We start from the raw sequence: 22,767 nt of genomic DNA on the forward strand, positions 1-22,767 counted from the left end.
GAATTAATGGATATGAAACTCCTCCCGGGAGACTATTCAATTCATGGTATCAGGTCATCTTCCCCTACCCCTCAGGTATAGTCCCGCCCACCATGTCCTATACTCCCCCTACCCATACTCCGTGTCTTAGCTACCCATACTCCGTGTCCTAGCTAGGGATACTCCGCCTCTGGGTTACCCTTGAGCTACTTCCCATCTTCACTATTCCTTGTAGTCCCATCCTAGATTACCCCTACCATTTCGGTATTGAAGATTCTCTTATTTACAAAATCCGTGACCGAAATAACGCGCTAATGCACTTCTTTTTTCCATGGGCTGAGGTGCATGGCAATTCCAGGTATTATGAAGATTGTTTTAGCACCTTACCCATGGCTTCTAATATTTCGCTCCGCCGCGGCGGACTGTTTGTTTGTAGACCTTCTGCGTCAATCTGCAATATCTGCGGGAGAAAATGATCTACTATTCTCTGCGGCCTCAGTACGCTCTATGGTAAAATCAGTTAATCTGCATTGGGACCCATTGCGAAACCTTCGTGTCCTTAGCGGTAAAAGAAAAATTATCTCATGCAGAAGATAAGAATGTTTGTGAGGACACAAACAAGGGCGGAGGAGCCTTCTGAGTCAATCTGCGATTTCTGTGGGAGAAAATAAAAACCTACTATTCTCAGTTAGCTCATTGGTGAAATTTTAATAATGGCTATAATCTATTGGGTGATAAATGTCATAAAATGCCGGAGATGGTTTTTGTAGCTTTAGTAGTTGGGTTAAAGCAAAATAATTGCAAAAATACCATGGTAAAAATCAAGAAAAACATCGCCATCAGTGATTCGGGATTTGTGTTTGATCCCGGTTCGGGAGATTCTTATTCACTGAATCCCAGTGGACTGGAAATTGTCCATCTGATCAAATCCGGTAAGGATTTTAAGGAAATATTGGAAACTGTTACCGAAAAGTACGAAGTGGACAGCGACAGTTTCGAAAGGTATTACTATGATTTTGTTGCCACTTTGGACCAACTGCATCTCACCGATCCAAATGGAAAAGATTAAACTTACCATCGCCCTCTCGGGACTGAACAATATCGACAGCCCAGGTCCCGGAATTCCAGTGGTCAGGGGCTTGAGGGATTCCAAGGAAATCGATGCGAGAATCATCGGATTGGTCTACGACAACCTCGAGCCGGGTCCCTACATGCATGACTTGGTGGACAAATCCTACAAAGTACCCTATCCTTCTGATGGGGTAGAGCCATTTTTGGAAAGAATCCGCTACGTCCATCAGGTAGAAAAGATCGATGTCCTCATTCCCAATTTTGATTCGGAGCTTTTCACTTTTATGAAATCCGAAAAAATCCTGCGCGAAATGGGCATCCGCACTTTTCTCCCTACCCTGCAGCAATTCGAAGAAAGACACAAATCCAACCTTCCGGAATACGGCAAAAAGTATGGAGTCAATGTTCCCTTCAGCGCACCGATTACAAGCGTGGAAGACTTCAGGAAAATGCAGGACAAGTTTGAGTTCCCCGTCGTAGTCAAAGGTAAATTCTATGATGCTTACATTGCTTATGACATGGATCAGGTGGCGCTGTATTTCAATAAAATAGCTGCCAAATGGGGTCTTCCCATCGTCATCCAGGAATTTGTCCGGGGTACCGAAGTAAACGTGATCGCTTTGGGGGATGGTAAGGGCAATACCATTGGTGCAGTTCCCATGCGTAAAACTTACATCACGGACAAAGGAAAAGCCTGGGGAGGAATCACTTTGGAAGACCCGACCATGATGGACCTCACCTACAAGATCATCTCCAAGACCAAATGGCGTGGAGGAATGGAACTGGAGCTTATCCGTACCAACAAGAACGAACTCTACATGATAGAAATCAACCCGAGACTTCCGGCTTGGGTTTACCTCGCCGTGGCAGCGGGCCAAAATCTCCCTGAGGCCTTGGTCAAATTGGCCATGGACATTCCTGTTGCACCTTTCACCAAATACGATATCGGCAAAATGTTTATCCGCTACTCATTTGACCTGATTGTTGAATTAAATGAATTTGAAAAGTTGTCCACCAAAGGGGAACTCTGAATCAATAAGACTTAAAAACCCATGACAAAGTTAGCTTTTGAAAGACCGATTATACAGCGGATCAATGCCGGTTTGCCAAGCAAATACGGTATGTCGCACCGCTTGGAACCGCTCAGCCACATCGATGGCACACCGATCAAGGACCTGATCGGGGAGTTTGGTTCTCCGCTATTTGTCCTCTCTGAATCCACAATCCGCAAAACCTACAAGGAAGCCCACCGTGCCTTCAGCAGCCGATACCCCAATGTGCAGTTTGCCTGGTCATACAAAACCAATTACCTCAATGCCGTTTGCAATGTCTTCCATCAGGAAGGCGCTTGGGCGGAAGTGGTCTCAGGATTTGAATATGACAAAGCAATCGCCAACGGTGTTCCGGGTGAACTTATCCTCCTCAATGGTCCGGACAAAAGTACCGAAGACCTCCAAAAAGCCATCCGTAACAATTCCTTGATCCATATCGACCACTTTGATGAGTTGTATGAAATCATCCACCTCAGCAAGGAAATGACCGAGCGGCCCAAAGTCGCCATCCGTGTCAACATGGATACGGGCATCTACCCCAAATGGGACAGGTTTGGATTCAATTATGAAAACGGGGAAGCTTGGGATGCGCTCAACAGGATCATGGCCAACAAAAACCTCGACCTGATGGGACTGCATACCCATATCGGTACCTACATGATGAGTGTCGACGCTTACAGGATTGCCGCAGGCAAATTGGCAGACCTTGCCATCAAACTGGAGCGAAAGCATGGCCATGTCCTCAAATACATCGACATGGGCGGAGGCTTTGCTTCCAAAAACACGCTTCGCGGTGCCTACTATCCGGGTACAGACACAGCACCTTCTTTTGATGATTTTGCCGAGGCCATCACCTCCGTCCTCATGAGCTCAGACATCAAGCCCGACCATCTTCCTATGCTGATCCTCGAAACGGGCAGGGCCATGATCGATGATGCCGGCTACCTTGTCGGCACAGTCATCGCCAATAAAAGACTTGCAGACGGTAGAAGGGCCACCATCCTGGATGCCGGGGTAAACCTGCTCTTCACCGCCTTTTGGTATGAGCATGACGTCAGGCCTGTCCAACCGGTATCCGACCAAACCGAAGACACGACCCTGTACGGTCCACTCTGTATGAACATTGATGTCATCCGTGGCAATGTGATGTTTCCCCTTCTCAAAAAAGGTGACCAATATGTGATCAAAAGAGTGGGCGCTTACAACAATACCCAATGGATGCAATTCATCACCCTCCGGCCAAATGTGGTCATGCTCGATAGCAAAGGCAATCCCCATTTGATCCGAAAAAGAGAAGTGCTCGAGACCATCAATTCTCAGGAAGTGATGCCCGAGCACCTGAAGCAATTCAAACTCTAAAAGTTTCCTCAAAAAGCCAAATCAGCTTCCATGAAAAAGTTTGAGTGGTTAGGTCAGTCCCTGTTCAACAGTTATGCGCAGGTATTTTTCTCCAACAACAAATGGTTTGGGATCATCCTGCTATTCATCACTTTCGTGGATGTATATGTCGGGTTCTTTGGGTTGACATCGGTCTTGGCTGCTTTGTTGACTGCCTATTTTATCGGACTGTATGAGCCAAACATCCGTCAGGGATATTATGGATTCAATGCCCTCCTTGTCGGGGTGGGACTTGGAATTTACTTTGAGCCAGGACTCCTGCTCTTTGTTCTAGTATTGATAGCAGGGATTTTGACTGTCTTTATTGCTGTGACGATGGAAGGGGTTTTGGGCAAATATGGCCTCCCCTACCTGAGTATCCCTTTTATCCTTGTTTTTTGGATGGTCAGGCTCGCCACGCGGGAGTTTGGGGAATTGGGACTGAGTGAAAGAGGAGTTTATGTCCTGAATGACCTCTATCTCTTAGGTGGCAGATCTCTCGTCAACATGTACGAATGGTGGAACCAACTCCCCATGCCGCTTTCCCTCAAAGCCTATTTCCTTTCCCTTGGAGCCATATTTTTCCAGAGCAATGTCTTTGCAGGAGTCCTCGCAGCCTTGGGAACCCTGATCTATTCCCGCATCGCCTTCACACTCTCCCTGTGGGGATTTTACCTTGCTTATGTCTTTTACCTGCTTTTAGGAATTCCATTTTCCGAAGTATCCTTCAGCTATATCGGATTCAATTACATCCTGACAGCCATTGCCCTCGGGGGATATTTCATCATCCCGAGCCGCAGTTCTTACCTTGGCCTGATCGCCATTATCCCCGTGGTCACGATTTTGAGCATTGCACTGCAGCAGGTTTTCAACCTGATTTACCTACCGATCCACTCTTTTCCATTCAACCTCGCAACCCTGACTTTCCTCTATGCGCTGAAGTTCCGGGTGGACAACAGGATCGGTCTCAGCACGATCTTTTGGCAGCAAAACTCTCCCGAAAAAAACCTTTACAGCTTCAGCAATTTTCAGAAAAGGTTTGGGGATGACAGCCCGGTGCCCATTTACCTTCCCTTCTTTGGAGAATGGACTGTCACCCAAGGACACAATGGTGCCTATACCCACAAAGACGCCTGGCGATATGCATGGGATTTTGAAATCAAGGACGAGCAAAACAAGACTTTCAAGGAAGAAGGAGATTTCCCTACAGACTATTACTGCTTTGACAAAAACATCCTCGCTCCTGCCGACGGGACCGTGGAAGCCGTGGTCAACGACATTCCCGACAATCCCATTGGAGCAAATAACCTGGAGAAAAACTGGGGGAACACCATCATCATCAAGCACGCTGACTTCCTTTACAGCAAACTGAGCCACCTCAAACAGGGCTCCATATTACCCAAACCCGGGGACAAGGTCAAAAAAGGAGAAGTTATCGGGAAGTGCGGCAACTCCGGAAATTCACCCTATCCCCACCTCCACTTTCAGATCCAGGCAACCCCCTATATCGGGTCAAAGACCATCGACTACCGGATTACTGATGTGTGGATGAGGGTCAAGGGCGAAGAAAAACTGATGTCCGCCGCCAATCCACCGGTGGATGCTGTGGTCAGTTCGCTTATGCCTGAAAATGACCTGAAGAAAGCTTTTTCCTTTGTCGTAGGAAACAGACTCCTCTTCGAAACCCAAGACGGAAAGCGGCATGAATGGGAAGTCAAAAGGGATTATAGCCTGAACAAATACCTCGAATGCCAACAGACAGGCTCCAAAGCCTACTTCAAACTCGATGAGGCGATGCTTCACTTCACACACTTTGAGGGAGATAGAAAATCCCTCCTCTATGCCTTCTATCTCTCTGCCTTCAAGGTAAGCTTCGGCTTTACAGATGGACTCAAACTCAAAGACCGCTTTCCGGTCCAGATGGTATTCAATATCAACACCATTTTCCTTCAGGATTTTATCGCCCCTTTTTACCAATACCTCAAAGGGGAATTTACCCTGACCTATCCTGAAAAAAACAAAGGATTTTCCTCAAAACCCCTTTCTCTCAAAGGCCATATCCTCAAAAAATCATGGGGAAAAACCTTGGCTGTTTCGGAGTTTGAATTTGTATTGGACGGCGGCGGACTCAGGACATTCAGATTTAAAAACAACAAAAACCAAATTCTGGCAACATGTATTTACGACAGTTAATGCCCGGAATCATTTTGCTTTTGGTCTGTACTTCTTTGGCACATGCCCAACAGCAAAAAAGCCTCTCCCAAGTGGATGCTGAGACCTATTCCCTTTTCCAAAAAAAGGAATGGCAAGGCCTCATCAAGGAAGGCAATGAAGCGCTTCAGGACGGCATCGACTATTACTACCTGCGGGTCAGGATGGGGATTGCCTATTATGAAACCGGCAATTACCATTTGGCTTCGACACATTTCGAAAAGGCAATCAAAATGAACAGAAGTGAAGAGTACCTTCAGGAATACCTTTTCTATGCCTACCTCTTAGCGGGAAGGTCCGCGGAAGCAAAAATCGTTGCAGCAGATTTTTCTCCTGCTATGAAGCAAAAGATAAAAATCGGCACTGTCAAATTCATCGAAAAGCTCGATCTCGCCTACAACTATACAGGCCTTTCCGACCAAAATGTGACAGATGGATTTACCGCTTCCCTTAGCCCCGATTTGGAAGGAAGTCAGTTTATCCCAAACCAGCACCACTATTTCTACGCAGGTCTTCAGCATGGATTCAGTCCAAGGCTGACACTGTATCACGGTATTTCGGCCCTTCAGGTAAGCCACCTGCTTTACAGCCAATCCGAAGGAGAAATCCTGCTTAACAGGGATTATCAATCCAGTCTGTTTCAATATTACGCAGCTGCCAATGTGCTTTTGGCAAAAGGACTCAGCCTGATGGGCGGACTTCATTACATCAATATCAACTACTCCCTTCCGGTCCAAAGTCAGGTGGGTCAAGGTCCCAATGTGATTACCCAAGAAATAAACCAAACCGACACCGACATGGTGTACTTTGGCTCGCTTTACAAGAGATGGTCCTTTGTTACCCTAGGAGCATCCTATTATTACGGCACCCTAGCCAATGCACGGCAGGACCAAAAGGACCTCAAACTCATCCTCTATCCCAAGGGAAACCTGAATCTCTACACAGTTTCGGTTTTGTCCCACCAAAGACAGCAAACCGCCACGCAGCCGACGACCAACCACTTCGTCTTTGAACAGCAAATCGGAACCAAGTTCAACGACAACCTGTGGCTGGAAGCATATGGCAGTTTTGGTGAAATGGAAAACTTCCTGCTCAATGACGGCATAGTCGTTTTCAACAGGCTGGACAAAATCACCCAAAGAATCGGTGCTAGAGCCATTATCCTCCCCAATCCCCGATGGAGCATTACCCTGGATTATACCCTCTTCACCAACCAAAGTGAATTCAAAACAGGAGGGTCCGAATCTGAACCCCTCAACTTACAGGAATACAACATTCAATCCCTAACCGGCATCTTATCATGGAGATTTTAGCAAAACAACCAAGACCCAAAACCAATTGGATCCTAAAAACAGAAATTCTTGTTTTGGCATTTCTGATCGCACTCCTCACTGCATTCAATGCGCAGGCACAGGACAAGGTCACCGAGGCATTTCGAGAGAGCTACTCCCTCGAAAAATCCCAAAACTTCAATGCTGCCATTGACAAATTGATGGCAGTCTATCAGGCGGATTCCTATGAACTCAACCTCAGGTTGGGTTGGCTACACTACCAGGCTTCCAAGCTTGACCAAGCCACAGGATATTACAACAAAGCAGTGGCCCTGAAACCTTACGCCATCGAACCCAAGCTTGGCTTGGTTCTCCCGCTCTCCGTACAGGGCAAATGGGACGAAATCCTTGATATCTACCGACAAATCCTACAGACTGATCCACAAAACAGTCTTGTCAATTACCGCGTGGGATTGATTTACTACAACCGTTCGGATTTTGCCAAGGCTGATCCCTTCCTTGAGAAAGTCGTCAACCTCTATCCCTTTGACTATGACGGACTGCTGCTCCTAGCTTGGAACAAACTCAGCCTGCAGAAATCCAGGGAAGCCAAGGTCATGTTCCAAAAAGTACTGCTGAACAATCCCGGTGACGAATCCGCCTTGGAAGGACTGAAGCTGATCAAATAATATTTCTTACTCCGACATCCATTTTCCATGTAAATGATTCTGTCTATGATTACCAAAAAACAAATCATACTTTCCCTACTGCCTGCTTTGCTGTGGGTCGTCATTCTCTTCTATTTCAATCAGGAAAAAAAGAAAGAAATCCATATTCCTCTTCAAAATACCAAACAGAACCTAGATGGCATGGTCTTGATGGACCGGTATTGCTTTACCTGTCATCATCCCGAAATGACCGGAGGACCTGCCTCAAGAACAGGACCGCCGATGTTCAAAGTACGAGAACATTATTTCAGGGAAGGGATTTCGAGGGAGGATTTTGTCGATCCTATTATTGCCTATGTACAGCATCCCGATCAGGACAAATCCAAAATGCCCGGAGCCATCCGGAACTTTAGGTTGATGCCTCCCCTGTCCATTGACCAAAAGGACTTGGCCATCATCGTCAATTACATCTATGACCACGACCTTTCCTCCCAAGAATGGATTTCGGAATGGAGAGAGTTTAAAAAAACAGACTGATCAATGTTAAAATAAATCCGGAGTATCGGAAAAAAAATAGCTTTCAAAATCAACCTTAGACCAATTCTGATTGGTCTCAAAGGAGAGCTCGGATCTTTTGTCAAACACATTTTTTTCGCCAAAAAAAACAGGAAATCCCTGCAATGTGACAGGACAATTATAGGTATTGATCATTAAAAATGAGGAAATTGAAAATCCAATACCACCAAACATAATCAACATTGGCATGAACTTTTAAAAATCAGACATCAATCCACAATGAATTTGATCATTTCAAAGCGCTCTCCCACTTGAACCTCAAGGATATTGATTCCTTTAGGCAAATTGCTCACAAGTCCTGAAAGCACCTCGTTCATTTCCCCTTCACTCGAGACAAAGTATTCTTCAGTACCTCCAAAAGTATTGATGATCCTAAACCGTATAGATATCTCCTTGCCGGGCAAGATTTCCCCTAATCTCACCATAAGCTTAATCCCATTGTTGGGATTGGGATAGAGGTACCAACTCGAGAAGCTTTTGTGAAGACTTAAAGGAGTGACAGTCATGAGTTTTCCATAAGAATGCCTTCCATTTGCATCCACCTGTCTAATCCTGTAATAGAGCTTGTCTCCTGTCATGGGATAATCCTTATCCTCAAAGCTATAATCGGCTTGTTCATTGGACCAACCTGCTCCTTTGACAATTCCGATCTGAACAAAATCTTCGATCCCCTTTACAGACCTTTCTATCTCAAAATGGCTGTTCTCCCACTCTGCTGTAGTAACCCAATTTAACCTGACAGTGTTGCTTTCTTCTAGATACAACAATTCTTCTTCCAACAGTTTGATCGGTAACTTCCGAAAACACCAATCCCCTGTAAATTCATCCCAATCCTCCTCGGCCGAAATCAAAGTATATCCCGCTGTACAGCCTCCGACGGCAGTAGTAGGCAGCGCTACTTCTGTTCCACATTTAAAAATCTTTGCAGATCCTGACGTCTTCGTAAAACTCTGATTGTCAAACTGAGATCCTGCAAACATCCGCATCCATGAATCGCCCAATACTGTCATTGATTTGATTTGGGTTGTCCCGTAAATGTCAAACAGAGCAGATCCAGCTAATTCCAAAGACACAAGGTTCAAAGCTCCTCCTGCCTCCACGAGGAGATAGGAATCTCCCTTGATATTGATTCCGGAGCATACATTGGAACTTCCGCTTCCTTTGACTACAAGGGCATTCTTTGAAGCGATTGCTGTCGGCGTAGTCCCAGAGTTTCCGGCATCGAGATTAAGCTGCATGACTTCAAAAGTTCCCTCGACGATCACCTTATTGCTGTTTCCGTTGGTAAACGAAAGTGTACCGCCTATCCTTAAGGTAGCTTGTGGATCTACCTGAAAAAGTATCCCTTCATATTGGTTAGTTGATGGATTGAGGACATTGGTTACTTCTAAGGTTGTCCCGTCTCTCAGATTCAGATTGGCCTGCTTTTCATAGTAAATATTTCCGTCAATGTTGATTTGGGCCGCACCTGTACCTGAAGCATGGAGAAAAGTCAATACACCTCGCTCCAATAGGTAAACATGCCTTGGGATATTGAGGCTGACCCCCTCCGCAAGGGTAATGTTATAGGCCGGGCCCAAAAAAGCAAAATCAAATCCGGGGTCAAGGGTAAGGTGCTCATTGATGATCACATTTACAGTACAATTGTTTTTGATGGAATTGTATCCGGGCAAAGAGGCAGAGGAAACCAAAGGAGGATAGGTGCTACCGGAATTGAACGAACAGCCAACGATGTTCACTTTGTCCCAACAATTGCCATCAGTCCAGGAATTGGAACATCCTGTCTTGGTAGGATTGTAGGTGTAAGTCTGTCCAAGCAAAGGACTAGAAACGAACAACAGTAATAGCGTAATATAGGAGATAGATAAGCCTTTCATTGGAATCGGGTGATTAACGCAATAAGAAGGTACTTACAAAATACTTTTTTCAGATTTACAAATACAAAATGATGTATCTATTGAACTTTACTTATATTTCATGATACAATATCAATAAAATATCAATAGACAGCAAGATATTTCTGATTTAAGAAATAATGGAAGTAGACAATTACTGAAGAAAAAACTCAATAAAAGGGGGCTTGAAATTAGAAGAAGGAATCCAAAAAGCTTAAAGAAATTGACCAATTCGGTTGACTAAAAGACCCTGTCCCACAAAGACACAAACCTTAAACTCCCGCAAGGCCACAAAGAAAAAAACCTAAAACCCAGAAAGAAAAACCATCGCGTCCCTTGCGAAACCTTCGGGTCCATCGCGGTTAAAAAAATTTACCTCCTGCCAAGCCGCCAAGAAAAATCTGAATCTTCCATATTTGTGTAGACCCCCTCGTAAATCGTAATTCGTAAATCAAAATTCAAACATCCCAACCAATAAACCATTAACCAAACAACCCCTAACCAATTAACCATTAACCAATTAACCATTAACCAATTAACCATTAACCAATTAACCATTAACCAAATAATCAATCCGGCCTAAACTTCATCTGAATTCCTCTCAAAAAATTCCTCAGAATCTGATCCTTGAGCAGGCGGTATTGGTCTTGCGTAGGTTTGCGGAAAAAAGCACTCAGTTCATGCTTACTGATATTGACATTTACCTTGGCTAATATCTCGAGGATCTCATCATCTTTCATATTCAAGGCAATCTTGAGCTTTTGGAAGATCATGTTATTAGTCAGGGTCTTCTCTGCCACCGGCTCCACGCCTTCCCGCTTGCCACGGCGGTCAATGATCAGGCCATTTAGAAAATACGCCAAGTCCTTGTCATAAATCCCCTTGTACTCAGGGTCTTCCTCTCGCTTCAGCCAATTACTCACCTCAGCCCTTGTGACGATCTTGCCGCCCAAGCCAAAAAGCGCAATCATCTTGTCATCTCCAAAATCAAAAGTATAACGCAGGCTGCGGAGGATATCGTTGTTGGTCATTTTCTTTAATTATTAATTCAAAATTAAGAATTCAGAATTCATATACGGGTAAAGATGATGGATTGGAGGAAGTTTTCCAATCCATTTTAAAACATTAACCTGCCAAATTCACTTCTTACAATATGTGGCAACTTGTCTTTTTCTTGGTATTTTACTTTTATTCGAATCCCTTTATGAAAAAAGATACTTTATTATTTGATTTTGGGGTAGGAAAGGATTTCGGAAATTGGTCCATCGTCAACGATGGTGTCATGGGTGGACTTTCCCAATCCAAAGCGAGTCTGGAAACAGACGCACTACTTTTTACAGGAAATGTTTCCCTTGAAAACAATGGCGGATTCGTTTCCCTTCGCAGTCCATTGGGTAGCTACGACCTTTCGTCTTACGGGTATTGTGAAATCCGTTTCAAATCAGATACCCAAAGGAAGTTTGAGGTGTTGATTGAAAAAGACACTCCATTTTACCTTCCAAAATTCAGGGTAAAGTTTGGTGCCAAAGGTAAGGATTGGGAAACCGTCACCATCCCGCTTCGGGATTTTGAAATCAGCAGAATGGGTACCACGGTCCAAAAGGGAATTGACCCGGAGGTCTTAAAAGAAATTCAGCGGATTGGGTTTATTTTGGCTGACAAGCAGGAAGGTACTTTCAATTTGTGGATCGATTATCTTAAGTTCTATTGATTTTCTGATCATTTCAGGAGGGGTTTACCCTTCTTCGCCTTAAGCTCCGGTCTGCGTAAATCTGCGATATCTGCGGGAGAAAATGAATCCTTTTTCTCTGTGCCCTCTGTGTGCTCTGTGTTAAAATTAAAGACCCTTTGCGACCATTGCGAAACCTCCGCGTCCATTGCGGTAATTAAACATTCATTTGGAAAAACACCCCATTTGGGACATATTTACCCTTTCATACTACTTCCATTACTAACCATCACAACATTAAAATGACCAATTCCTATTTCAAAAAATGCGCAGCCCTCCTAGGCTGTGTATTACTGACTGGATTTTTTGGCAATACTGCCCTTTTTGCCCAGCAGACCGTCATGCTGAAAGACCTCTCCGCTTTCAAACCCAACAACGGCACCTGGCAGATGGCAGGCGATGTCTCGGGCGACCCGAACCAAGATAACTTCCTTAAGGTCTCCAAAGGTGAGGCCATCATTGTCAACCTCCCCACCAAAAAGAACAACGGACAAGATCTCATCTCCATCGAGGAATTCGGAGACATCGACCTCGAGCTTGAGGTCATGGTGGCTACCCATTCCAACTCCGGCGTATACCTCATGGGCCAATACGAAATTCAGATCCTAGACAGTTGGACCAAAACCACCGTCAAACCCGGAGACATGGGCGGCGTCTATGAGCGATGGGATGACAGCAAACCCGAAGGACAAAAAGGATATGAAGGCTATGCTCCAAGGCAGAATGTAGCCCGAGCACCGGGAATCTGGCAGCAGCTTCGAGTTTCCTTCCAAGCCCCTAGGTTCAATGCTCAGGGAGAGAAAACCCAAAATGCGAAGTTTCTCTACATCCAACTCAATGGCGTGACCATTCACGAAAACCTAGAACTCTTCGGTCCTACCCGCGGTTCACTGATGCCCAACGACATTGCCAAAGGTCCGCTGCGGATCCAAGGCGACCATGGAGCGGTGGCTTTCCGCAATATCGAAATCACGAGATTTGATACACCGGCGCCTACCCTTTCTGACCTGAAGTATGAGACTTACAAAGGATTCTTTAACCAAGAACCTGATTTTTCAAAAATTGATGTGGCATCAATAGGTATCATCAAAGACATCAAAGACCCAATCCAAACCCCGACAGGGCAGAACCTGACCCGGTATATGGGAAATTTAAACGTTCCCGAAACTGGTGAATATACATTCCATTTTCTTGTTTCTTCAGGTACCGGTCAGCTTACCATCGACGGCAAAAAAGTCACAGGGATGGGCGAAGAATACCAAAGGGCAAATGTCTCCCTGACCAAAGGAACAGTTCCTGTTCAGATACTTGTCTCCAAGACCAAAGACTGGTCCGACACGGGACTTAACCTTTATGTATCAGGGCCGGGACTGCGCGAAATGCCTTTGTCCACAAGTGCCACAAGACAGCAATGGATGGTAGACCCGATCCTCGTCGACCAACAGGATGTGCCAATGCTGAGGAGTTTTATGGATCTGCCTGACGGCAAAAGAATCACGCATGCTTTGTCTGTTTCCAGTCCGCAGCAGGTACATTACTCTTATGACCTGAGCAAAGGCAACCTGTTGCAGGTATGGAGAGGTGGTTTCCTAGATGCCACGCCTATGTGGAATGATCGTGGAAACGGCGCATCCGTTCCACTCGGAGCAGTCGTATTCATCGGCAATCCTGAAAAGAACCTTCAGGGAATAGAATTCCAGTCTAACAATCAAAACTTTGATACGCAAGGTTACCAAACTAAAAACGGGGGTGTGGAGTTTCTTTATGACATGCAGGGGATTGCCTTCAAGGACTTTATCATCAGCAGGGCTGACGGCAAGGGATTGGACAGGACACTTTCCGCCAGCGGAGGCACGGCCAACAAGCAATATGCGATCGCAGAAGGTGCAGACATCAAGCTGATCAAAGACGGATTGTATTGGGTAACGGACAAAGGCTTCTACATCCAGGTAGACCCCAAGTCAGCCAACAAACCAGTAATCCAAAGCAGCGGTGACAAGCAGCAGCTTTTGGTTTCTCTCAATTCCCAAATCCAATATGCCATCTTATTTTAACTTATTGACAATTAGAATATGAAGACCATTTATTCAACATATATTACTGTCTTGGCACTCGGAATTTTGGGATTGTTTTCCCGTCCGGCCATGGCACAGGAGTCTCCATTAGAGGAGGATTATTACAAAATCATGAAGGTAAGCAGTCCGGAAGGAACGCTCCTTGAGGTGGGCGGATTGGCTCTGATGCCAAATGGTAACCTTGGCGTGGCTACCAGAAGAGGTGATATTTTCATCGTAGAAAATCCCACAAGTCCAAGACCTTACTTCAGGAAATTTGCTTCAGGGCTTCACGAAATCCTCGGATTGACCTATCAGGACGGTTCATGGATCTGTGCCCAAAGGGGTGAACTCACCAAAGTCACCGACACAGACAAAGACGGATACGCAGACAAATACGAGACGATCTATGCTTGGGACATCTCAGGGCATTACCATGAATATAGCTTTGGGCCCAAAGTCAGCACCGATGGAAATTACTTTGTTTCCGGCAATGTGGCCTTTGGCAATGAAGAATGGTGGAGAGGTGAAAGCCGCGTGCCGTACAGAGGTTGGGTGATGAAAATCTCCCCTGATGGCAAAATGGAGCCTTGGGCCACAGGCATGCGCTCTCCCGCAGGATTGGGCATCATAGACGGAGAATTATTTTACACCGACAACCAGGGTGATTACATGGCTTCAGGTGGTTTGTGGCATTTGGAAAAGGGAGATTTTACCGGACACCCTGCAGGCTTGGCCTGGACAGGATTGGCGGGACCACCCTTCAAGCTGACATCTGAGCAATTTGACGCAGTAGTCGATCCAAGGAAAATCAAAAACACTTACGGCCGGTATATCAAGCCTGAAAATGTGGTGGACGAGGAATTCATCACACTCTTTGAGGCCAAAGAAAAAATCCCATCCATCAAGCTTCCGGCAGTTTGGTTGCCACATGGCATCCACGGCATCTCGAATTCTGAGCCATTGCAGATTCCAAAAGGACATTTGGGTCCATTCGAAGGTCAGGTCCTCGTAGGAGATCAGGGTCAGAGCAAGATCATGCGTGTCATGCTGGAGAAAGTAAACGGTCAATATCAGGGTGCTTCCATTGACTTCAGGGCAGGCTTCCAATCCGGCGTGATGAGAATTGCCTTCGGAGCGGACAAGTCGCTTTTTGTGGGCGAGACCAACAGGGGTTGGGGTTCCGCAGGCGAAGCCAATGAAGGCTTGCAGCGTATGGTATGGAACAATGAAATCCCTTTCGAAATGAGAACCGTCAAGGCCATGCCTGATGGTTTTGAGATAGAATTTACCAAGCCTGTCAATATCAATTCAGCAGAGGACTTGGCTTCGTATGCCGTTCAGAGCTTTACCTACAAATACCATCCGGTCTATGGAAGTCCTCCTGTCAATATTCAGGATAATGTCATCTCGGGAGTAAAGGTATCGGCTGATCGCATGAAAGTAAGGATTGTAGTCGATGGCTTGAGAAGGTATCACATCCACAAAATATCCTTGGATGGCGTCCGGGAGAGTATCGAATCCCATTCGCTGGTTCATGGTACGGCATATTACACACTGAACAATATTCCCGAAGGGGCAAAGTTGGCAGAGGATGAACTCAGTAAGTACAACTCCGTAGCCGAGAAAGCAAAACAGGAAGCTGAAGCAGCGAAGAAAGCCGCCGCTTCTCCAAAGAAAGCACCTGTTGCAATTGCCGCCAAACCGGTAGCAGCGGCCAATGAAGTTCCTTCACTTGAGGTTATCAATGCCTTGCTTGCTAAAAATACCTGTACCGCCTGCCACAATGCCACCAAGCGACAAGTTGGTCCAGCTTATGCAGAAATAGCCAAAAGGAAATATTCCAATGAGAAAATCGTGGAACTGATCTACAACCCAAAACCAGAGAATTGGCCGGATTATGCCACGCCGATGGCAGCGATGCCTCAGGTTCCAAGAGAGGAAGCTTTGAAGATTGCGGCTTGGATCAATTCGTTAGCAAAGTGATTTAATTGTTCTATTGGTTGTATTTGTTGTCATGGTTCTCTGTTTCGCGTTGTCAGGTTGTCGGGTTTTCGAGTCCGTCACCCTGAAGCACGAAGGGTGGTCCCTGAGCGAAGTCGAAGGGTCTCTAGGGGATTGGTTCTAATTGTTCTAGTGGTTGTAATAGTTGTATGCTTCGTCTTATCAGGTTTTCAGTTTTCTGATAATCTGCTTCGCATTGACGATTGAATCTCGACTGATCACTGCCTGCTGAGACTGGCGACTTCCTAGAAACTTGATACTTTTCATTCTCGCTTCTCGGTTCTCGCCTCTCGTCTCTCGTCTCTCACTTCTTGAAACTTGGTTCTTGATACTTGATATAATTCTCCTTTTTATTCTAATCAAATCTTGGCAAATTTGAATCTGACAGAAAAAGACTCCTCTTTTGGAAAAGCTAATTGACCAACATAACAGAATCCACAATTACCTCCGGATATCGCTGACCGATAGCTGTAACTTCCGTTGCGCCTATTGCATGCCCAATGAGGAAATCGAGTGCCTGCCCAATTCCAAACTCATGTCCACCTTAGAGATTGAACAGATCGCCAAGACTTTTGTGGACCTCGGAGTTAAGAAAATCAGGTTGACAGGTGGCGAACCTTTGGTCAGAAAAGAGTTTCCTGATATTGTACAGCGGCTTTCCAAGTTACCGGTAGAACTCACCATGACCACCAACGGTGTTTTGGTGCACAAGCATTTGCAGCTTTTTAAGGATGCCGGAATCCGTTCCCTCAATGTCAGTCTTGACACCCTGAATCCCGAAACATTCTTCAAACTAACCAAAAGAAACCAATTCCAACAGGTTTGGGATAACATCCTTCTGTTACTTGAGCATGGTTTCCGAGTCAAGGTCAACGCCGTAGCTCTCAATGGAATCATTGAAGATGAACTCTTGGACTTTGTAAGGATCACTGAAAAACTTCCACTTCACGTCCGCTTCATCGAGTTTATGCCTTTTTCGGGCAACCATTGGAAAAGTGAAAAAGTCATCACCGCTAAGCAGATGCTCGAGGTGGTGCAGGCCGAAATGGAGGTCGTCAAACTGCAGGATCAGGTCCATGATACAGCCAAAAAATATAAAGTGGTAGGTTATGAGGGGACTTTTGCCTTTATCACCACGATGAGTGAACACTTCTGCGGCGACTGTAACAGGATGCGGGTCACGGCAGACGGCAAGATGAAGAATTGCCTTTTTGGCAAAGAGGAAATGGACCTATTGGGGACGCTTCGCAAAGGTGAGGACATCTTGCCCCTGATCAGGCTTTCCATTTTCCGAAAACATGCCATGCTCGGAGGACAGTTTTCACCTGACTACCTCAAAGCCGAAGCAGACAAAATCGAAAACCGCAGCATGATCAAAATCGGCGGTTAGCCTTTATGTATGATTTCAGTAAGCGAAGCAAAAAAAATCCTCAACAACCACCTGATTCTCGGCAAAAGAATTTTTGTTGACCTTGGCGCTGCCAACGGTTTGGTATTGGCGGAGGATATTTTCTCCCCTATAGATATTCCTTCTTTTGACAATTCAGCCATGGATGGCTATGCCATTTTTTGGCAGGAAGGCAATCCCATAAGAAACCTCCGTCCGATCTCCAAAAGCAAAGCCGGAGATATGGAGGTGTTGACTTTGGATCAAAATGAGGCCATCCGCATCTTTACCGGGGCCCCTGTACCTTCTGGCGCAGACACGGTTATTCCTCAGGAGTGGGTAAAAACAGAAAACGGACAATTGGTATTTGATCCTGAGAAATTCAAAAAAGGCGCCAACTTCCGGGCAAAAGGAGCCCAAAATAAATCTGGCGACCTCATTGCCAAAATAGGTAGTCCCATTACTCCCGGAATGGTAGGCTTGTTGGCATCGGTCGGAATGGAAAAAATCCCCGTTTACAGTCCGCCTGCTATTGGGATAATCCTTACAGGTGATGAATTGGAGGAAATCGGAAAGCCTTTGGCGTTTGGAAAAATCTACAACGCCAATGGACCCATCCTCGAATCTTACCTCCATCAGCTTGGAATCCATGCTATTCAAATCGGCAAAGCCATCGATGAACCTGAAAAACTGCAGGAAAAAATCAATGACTATTTAGGGAAATATGACATCCTGATCCTATCGGGAGGTATTTCGGTGGGTGAATATGATTATGTCAAAGAAGGATTGCGCCAAGCTGGAGTGCAGGAACTTTTCTATAAAGTGAAGCAAAAGCCCGGTAAACCGCTTTTTGTAGGGCAGCGGAAAAACCAATGGATTTTTGCTTTGCCGGGAAATCCCGCTTCTACCCTTACCTGCTTCAACCAATATGTCAAACCCTGCATTGAGGCATGGATGGGAAAAACAGATATTTGGAAACCAAGCGGTACCTATCCCTTGGCTGATAATTTTGAAAAAACTAAAGGCCTCACTTTTTTCCTCAAAGCAAAGCTTGAAAACGAAAAAGTGATCATCCTGCCCGGTCAGGAATCCTTTAACCTGATCTCGTATGGTTCCGCCAACTGCATCTCTGAAGTCGGAGAGGAAGTGCAGTTTTTGGAGAAAGGTACCAAGGTCAATATCTATGAATGGTAAAGTATGACAGAAGGATTGAATGAACTTATACTTTACCTCATACTTCCCATCGTGGCTTTTTTGTATGCCTCCGTGGGTCATGGTGGTGCAAGCAGCTACCTGATGGTGTTGGCTTTGTTGAATTTTGCACCTGAACAAATCCGTCCCACAGCGCTGATCATGAATATGTTTGTCTCGCTGATGGCTTTTCTTTCTTTTCGGAAGGCAAGCACTTTCCCGACTTCCCTGTTTATCTCATTGGTCATTTTCTCAATACCCGCTGCTTATTTTGGTGGAAGTATATTGGTGGATACTGTTTTGTACAAAAGGATTTTGGGGGTATTGTTGTTTTTCCCCATCCTAAGATTCTTGAATGTTTTTCCAGTATCTGACCGTCCTGCCACGGAAAGGCAGTGGTGGATGGGACCAGTCTTGGGTTTGGTTATTGGCTTCTTTTCCGGTTTGATAGGCATAGGAGGCGGAATCATTCTTTCTCCTATCTTGCTGATGCTGGGTTGGACCAATATGAAAGAAACCGCCGCCGTTTCAGCGCTGTTCATCTTTTTCAACTCTGTATCGGGGTTCCTTGGAGCAGATGGTTTTCAGGTGGAGATCGACCGACAACTTTGGATCGTTATGCCGCTGACCATTGCAGGAGGAGCATTAGGCGCTTACCTTGGTGCAAAAAAATTCAATCCCGTCATGATCAAATACCTCCTTACCGTAGTATTGTTCATTGCAGCGGTAAAGTTGATCTGGCCGGGCTGAAAATCTAATTATTCCAATTCTAATATGTAAATTAGAACCTATGACACTTACAAGTATCCGTGTGGTTGCATTCGGAATGATTGCCGAAAAAATCAAAATCAATCAATTGGAATTGGAATACATGCCGGACACAGAAGTCCTGTTAGGCTATCTCTACCAACAATACCCCGACCTTCAGCATACCAAGTTTAGCATTGCAATCAATAAAAAAATGGCAGTCGGAAAGACAGCCATTCCTGTCGGTGCAGAAGTTGCACTCCTCCCTCCTTTTTCCGGAGGTTAATAAAAAGATGATATGGACCGCTTCGAAAGACAACACATCTTACCGGGATTTGGAAAAGCAGCACAGGAAAAACTGTTGCAGGCCAAAGTCTTGGTGATCGGCGCAGGAGGTTTGGGCTGCCCCGCCCTACTCTACCTTGCCGCAGCCGGAGTCGGGAAGATTGGCATCATTGATGGAGATTTGGTCTCCATGTCCAACCTCAACAGACAAGTGCTATTTGGAGAAGGTGACCTTGGGTTGAACAAAGCGGAAACATCCGCCCACTTTCTCAAGTCAAAATATTCTGACATTAAAATCAAATGCATCCCGGAATTCATCAGTACAGATAATATCAGGGCCATCCTTTCCCAATTTGACCTCGTCATTGATGGTTCCGACAATTTCCCCACGAGATATTTGGTCAATGATGCCTGTGTGCTGATGGATAAACCATTGGTATTTGGAGCCGTGTATCAAAATGAGGGGCAGGTCGCTATTTTGAATGGCAAAGGACAAGGGAGCATCAATTACCGGGATATTTTCCCTGATCCTCCAACAGCTTATGAGATCCCAAATTGCTACGAAACAGGAGTTTTGGGTGTTTTACCTGGTATCATCGGCACACTACAAGCTGCTGAAGCCATTAAATTCATCACCGGTTACGGAGATACTTTGGTCGGCAAAATGCTGTTTTACAACCTTCTCAGCCATCAATCCTACACAATGGAGCTTAGCAAAAATCCGGATTCAAAGAAGGGGATTCCTTCCTCGATGGAAGCTTTGGAGGCAACAGATTATGCCGTAGTTTGTGGAGATGGTGACTCTATTGATTGGGAAGAAGCATTTACTTTATTGGGCAAATCTAAAAACGGGACTTTGATCGATGTCAGAGAAGCTGATGAAATTCCAAAGCTGAAAGGATATCAATACCAATCAGTTCCTTTGGATTTACTGGATGAAAAGCACCAAGAGTGGATCAATTCGGAATTGATTCTGTTGTTTTGTCAAAGCGGAGTCCGAAGTTTGAAAGCAGTCAAAATGTTGGAGAAATATTTTCCGGGAAAAAAGATTCATTCAATATCAGGTGGCATAGAAGCCCCTGATTCACCGATTTATAAATAAGTACATGGAAACCAAAAGAAGCCCAAAAAACATCTTTGTTCAGGGACCTATTTCCCCAGAATCCATCGCCAAGTCTATCGCCAACCACAGTTCCAAAACAGATATCGGCGGACACAGCATCTTTCTCGGTCAGGTAAGGGCCGATGAAAAAGAAAGTGGAAAAGTCACTGCGATTGAGTATACAGCCTATGAAGATATGGCGTTGGAAAAGGCCTTTGAGATCAGGGAAGCTATATTTGCCAAATACCCTTTGAGCTGTATGCATATCTACCACAGTCTCGGAGAGGTGAAAGTCGGTGAAATCTGCCTCTTTGTATTCACCTCTTCCAAGCACCGCAAAGCAGCAATCGATGCCTGTGAAGAATTGGTGGAACGGATCAAAAAAGAAGTCCCTGTCTGGGGAAAAGAACTGATAGACAACGACAGCTCGGTCTGGAAGGAGAATGTTTGAAGGGTTATAATGGTTGTAGTGGTTGTAATGGTTGTCGGGTTGTTGAAATTGGTTATTTGATTATTTGATTAACTGATTTCCAAACCATTACCTGAAACCAGTCGAATTGTAATGGTTGAAGGCTTGTGTGCTTCGTGTTGTAATTTTTGATGCTTAGGCTTCATACTTTACTCCAAAATCTAGCTTCTCGGCTCTCGCTTCCCGCTTCTTAAAACTTAACCAATGCCAACTGCCACTGCCAACTGTGACTCCAGAATCTCGCTTCTCGGCTCTCGTTTCTCGCTTCTGTTTACTTGATACTAAAATCTTGATACTCTAAAAAATGGTCGACATTACCCACAAATCCCCTTCTCTCCGCAAAGCCATTGCCCAGGCAATTGTCTCAGTGAGTTCACAGGAAACCATCGATGCCATCGTACAGCGGAAGGTACCCAAAGGTGATGTATTCGAAATGGCAAAGACTGCGGGACTTTTTGCTGCCAAACGGACTTCGGACATGATACCGGATTGTCATCCTCTCCCGATCGAGTTTACTTCCATCAGCTATAAAATCGAAGGATTGGATATACACATCCATGCGGAGATCCACACCATCTACAAAACAGGCGTGGAAGTCGAAGCCATGCATGCCGCTTCTGTAGTAGCACTGACGATGTATGACATGCTCAAGCCTATCGACAAGGGTATCAGCATCAATCAGATAAAATTGCTGGAAAAGAAAGGAGGCAAGACGGATTTTGCCAAAAAGGAAAATCAAGGACTCAATGCTGCCGTGGTGGTCTGTTCGGATTCTATATCAAAGGGAACCAAAGAGGACATGGCAGGAAAGGCCATTATCGAAAAGTTGGAAAAACAAGGTGTCATCATTGGAGACTATATTGTGATTCCTGACGAAACTGCCATCATTCAGGAAAAATTGAAGCTGTATTGTGCCGGAGGAATGGACTTGGTGATTTTCACAGGGGGAACAGGTTTGTCTCCAAGGGATGTCACTCCGGAAGCGATTAAGCCGCTTTTGGAAAAGGAAGTTCCGGGCATCGAGGAGGCAATCCGTGCCTATGGACAACAGCGGACTCCCTATTCCATGTTGTCTAGAAGTGTGGCGGGTTTGATTGGTAATACTTTAGTGTTGGCATTACCCGGTTCGACAAAAGGAGCTGCAGAATCTATGGATGCCATTTTCCCTGCTGTTCTTCATATTTTCAAAGTCATGGAAGGGGCAAGACATGACGAATAAAAAATCTGAATAAAAAAAACGGGGAATTAATTTCCCCGTTTTTTTTATTCGAAAAGGTCTGAATGTTTACTTTATTGGGTAATTACCACTTTTTCTAAATCCTTTGTTTTTTGTTGCTGAAATTCAATTTCAATTTTAGCGTCAATATTTAAGCTATATCCGTTTTCTTCAGCTTCCTCCATGATTTCAAGCATTTTTTGCATGCTTTCTTTCAGTTCAAGGATCCTAGCTTGGGAGCGAGCATCTTTTTCTCCGTATTTCAATTCAGAATTGAAGCTTTTGATCTGATGAAATCTGATCTTAAAATCGAGCAGGTTTCTCAAAATATCTTTTGCCTCTTCGGTTTCAAATTCCCCTTTGATCAAAGTAATGTTCTTATTCCTGCTCATTTTTGTAACGTTTAAGGTCTGATTCTTTTGACATTACAAAATTGCGAAGAACTATTCATTAGTAAGTATTTATATTTATAATCTTATATAT

Annotated in this window: 20 protein-coding genes; 17 read left to right on the forward strand and 3 right to left on the reverse strand. The window is 45.0% G+C overall.

The window, feature by feature from the left end:
• Nucleotides 1-790: 790 nt before the first annotated feature.
• Genes NK987_RS03475 through NK987_RS03505 form a run of 7 tightly spaced genes read left to right on the forward strand, consistent with a single transcriptional unit; the run spans nt 791 to nt 8,166 of the window.
• Nucleotides 791-1,048 carry an HPr-rel-A system PqqD family peptide chaperone gene (locus NK987_RS03475; RefSeq protein WP_259262721.1) on the forward strand — a complete coding sequence of 86 codons (258 nt, stop codon included), beginning with the start codon at nt 791-793 and terminating at the stop codon, nt 1,046-1,048.
• Entirely contained in the window at nt 1,035-2,081 is a 1,047-nt protein-coding gene (locus NK987_RS03480) for an ATP-grasp domain-containing protein (protein WP_259262722.1), read from the forward strand. The genes NK987_RS03475 and NK987_RS03480 overlap by 14 nt, the downstream gene beginning before the upstream one ends.
• 21 nt (nt 2,082-2,102) lie before the next feature.
• A complete protein-coding gene (locus tag NK987_RS03485) occupies nt 2,103-3,461 on the forward strand; it encodes an alanine racemase (protein ID WP_259262723.1) in 1,359 nt (452 codons plus the stop codon).
• Nucleotides 3,462-3,491: 30 nt separating this feature from the next.
• Entirely contained in the window at nt 3,492-5,672 is a 2,181-nt protein-coding gene (locus NK987_RS03490) for an urea transporter (protein ID WP_259262724.1), read from the forward strand.
• The gene (locus NK987_RS03495; protein ID WP_259262725.1) at nt 5,654-7,003 is read left to right on the forward strand and encodes a tetratricopeptide repeat protein; all 1,350 of its coding nucleotides are present in this window, start codon (nt 5,654-5,656) and stop codon (nt 7,001-7,003) included. The genes NK987_RS03490 and NK987_RS03495 overlap by 19 nt, the downstream gene beginning before the upstream one ends.
• On the forward strand, nt 6,991-7,650 hold the full coding sequence (locus tag NK987_RS03500; RefSeq protein ID WP_259262726.1) for a tetratricopeptide repeat protein: 660 nt from the start codon (nt 6,991-6,993) through the stop codon (nt 7,648-7,650). The genes NK987_RS03495 and NK987_RS03500 overlap by 13 nt, the downstream gene beginning before the upstream one ends.
• Before the next feature lie 45 nt (nt 7,651-7,695).
• Nucleotides 7,696-8,166, forward strand: coding sequence for a hypothetical protein (locus NK987_RS03505; RefSeq protein WP_258421739.1), 471 nt, complete (start codon nt 7,696-7,698; stop codon nt 8,164-8,166).
• Nucleotides 8,167-8,414: 248 nt separating this feature from the next.
• Here the strand turns inward: NK987_RS03505 and NK987_RS03510 are convergent, their stop codons facing one another.
• Nucleotides 8,415-10,082: a T9SS type A sorting domain-containing protein gene (locus NK987_RS03510; protein ID WP_259262727.1), complete on the reverse strand. Its 1,668-nt coding sequence runs from the start codon at nt 10,080-10,082 to the stop codon at nt 8,415-8,417.
• 587 nt (nt 10,083-10,669) lie between these two features.
• Entirely contained in the window at nt 10,670-11,131 is a 462-nt protein-coding gene (locus NK987_RS03515; RefSeq protein ID WP_259262728.1) for a YehS family protein, read from the reverse strand.
• A gap of 173 nt (nt 11,132-11,304) precedes the next feature.
• Here NK987_RS03515 and NK987_RS03520 point away from each other — a divergent pair, with 173 nt between their 5' ends.
• The 10 genes from NK987_RS03520 to moaCB all read left to right on the forward strand — a co-directional run bounded on the left by NK987_RS03520 (nt 11,305) and on the right by moaCB (nt 22,287).
• Nucleotides 11,305-11,811, forward strand: a complete 507-nt coding sequence (locus NK987_RS03520; RefSeq protein WP_259262729.1) for a CIA30 family protein — start codon at nt 11,305-11,307, stop codon at nt 11,809-11,811.
• A gap of 260 nt (nt 11,812-12,071) precedes the next feature.
• Nucleotides 12,072-13,883 carry a 3-keto-alpha-glucoside-1,2-lyase-like domain-containing protein gene (locus NK987_RS03525; protein WP_259262730.1) on the forward strand — a complete coding sequence of 604 codons (1,812 nt, stop codon included), beginning with the start codon at nt 12,072-12,074 and terminating at the stop codon, nt 13,881-13,883.
• An 18-nt stretch (nt 13,884-13,901) separates the two neighbouring features.
• Nucleotides 13,902-15,869, forward strand: a complete 1,968-nt coding sequence (locus NK987_RS03530; protein ID WP_259262731.1) for a c-type cytochrome — start codon at nt 13,902-13,904, stop codon at nt 15,867-15,869.
• A gap of 421 nt (nt 15,870-16,290) precedes the next feature.
• Nucleotides 16,291-17,277, forward strand: a complete 987-nt coding sequence (gene moaA, locus NK987_RS03535) for a GTP 3',8-cyclase MoaA (RefSeq protein WP_259262732.1) — start codon at nt 16,291-16,293, stop codon at nt 17,275-17,277.
• Between the two features lie 9 nt (nt 17,278-17,286).
• On the forward strand, nt 17,287-18,468 hold the full coding sequence (locus NK987_RS03540) for a molybdopterin molybdotransferase MoeA (RefSeq protein ID WP_259262733.1): 1,182 nt from the start codon (nt 17,287-17,289) through the stop codon (nt 18,466-18,468).
• 3 nt (nt 18,469-18,471) lie between these two features.
• Nucleotides 18,472-19,215: a sulfite exporter TauE/SafE family protein gene (locus NK987_RS03545; RefSeq protein ID WP_259262734.1), complete on the forward strand. Its 744-nt coding sequence runs from the start codon at nt 18,472-18,474 to the stop codon at nt 19,213-19,215.
• A 40-nt stretch (nt 19,216-19,255) separates the two neighbouring features.
• A complete protein-coding gene (locus tag NK987_RS03550; protein ID WP_259262735.1) occupies nt 19,256-19,498 on the forward strand; it encodes a MoaD/ThiS family protein in 243 nt (80 codons plus the stop codon).
• 12 nt (nt 19,499-19,510) lie between these two features.
• On the forward strand, nt 19,511-20,599 hold the full coding sequence (locus NK987_RS03555) for a HesA/MoeB/ThiF family protein (protein WP_259262736.1): 1,089 nt from the start codon (nt 19,511-19,513) through the stop codon (nt 20,597-20,599).
• A 4-nt stretch (nt 20,600-20,603) separates the two neighbouring features.
• On the forward strand, nt 20,604-21,050 hold the full coding sequence (locus NK987_RS03560; protein ID WP_259262737.1) for a molybdenum cofactor biosynthesis protein MoaE: 447 nt from the start codon (nt 20,604-20,606) through the stop codon (nt 21,048-21,050).
• Nucleotides 21,051-21,372: 322 nt separating this feature from the next.
• Nucleotides 21,373-22,287, forward strand: coding sequence for a bifunctional molybdenum cofactor biosynthesis protein MoaC/MoaB (gene moaCB / locus NK987_RS03565; RefSeq protein WP_259262738.1), 915 nt, complete (start codon nt 21,373-21,375; stop codon nt 22,285-22,287).
• A 71-nt stretch (nt 22,288-22,358) separates the two neighbouring features.
• On the opposite strand, the gene NK987_RS03570 is transcribed toward moaCB, so the two are convergent.
• Nucleotides 22,359-22,676: a hypothetical protein gene (locus NK987_RS03570; RefSeq protein WP_259262739.1), complete on the reverse strand. Its 318-nt coding sequence runs from the start codon at nt 22,674-22,676 to the stop codon at nt 22,359-22,361.
• Nucleotides 22,677-22,767 lie beyond the last annotated feature (91 nt).

Source organism: Aquiflexum gelatinilyticum (assembly GCF_024813435.1).
GTDB lineage: Bacteria > Bacteroidota > Bacteroidia > Cytophagales > Cyclobacteriaceae > Cognataquiflexum > Cognataquiflexum gelatinilyticum.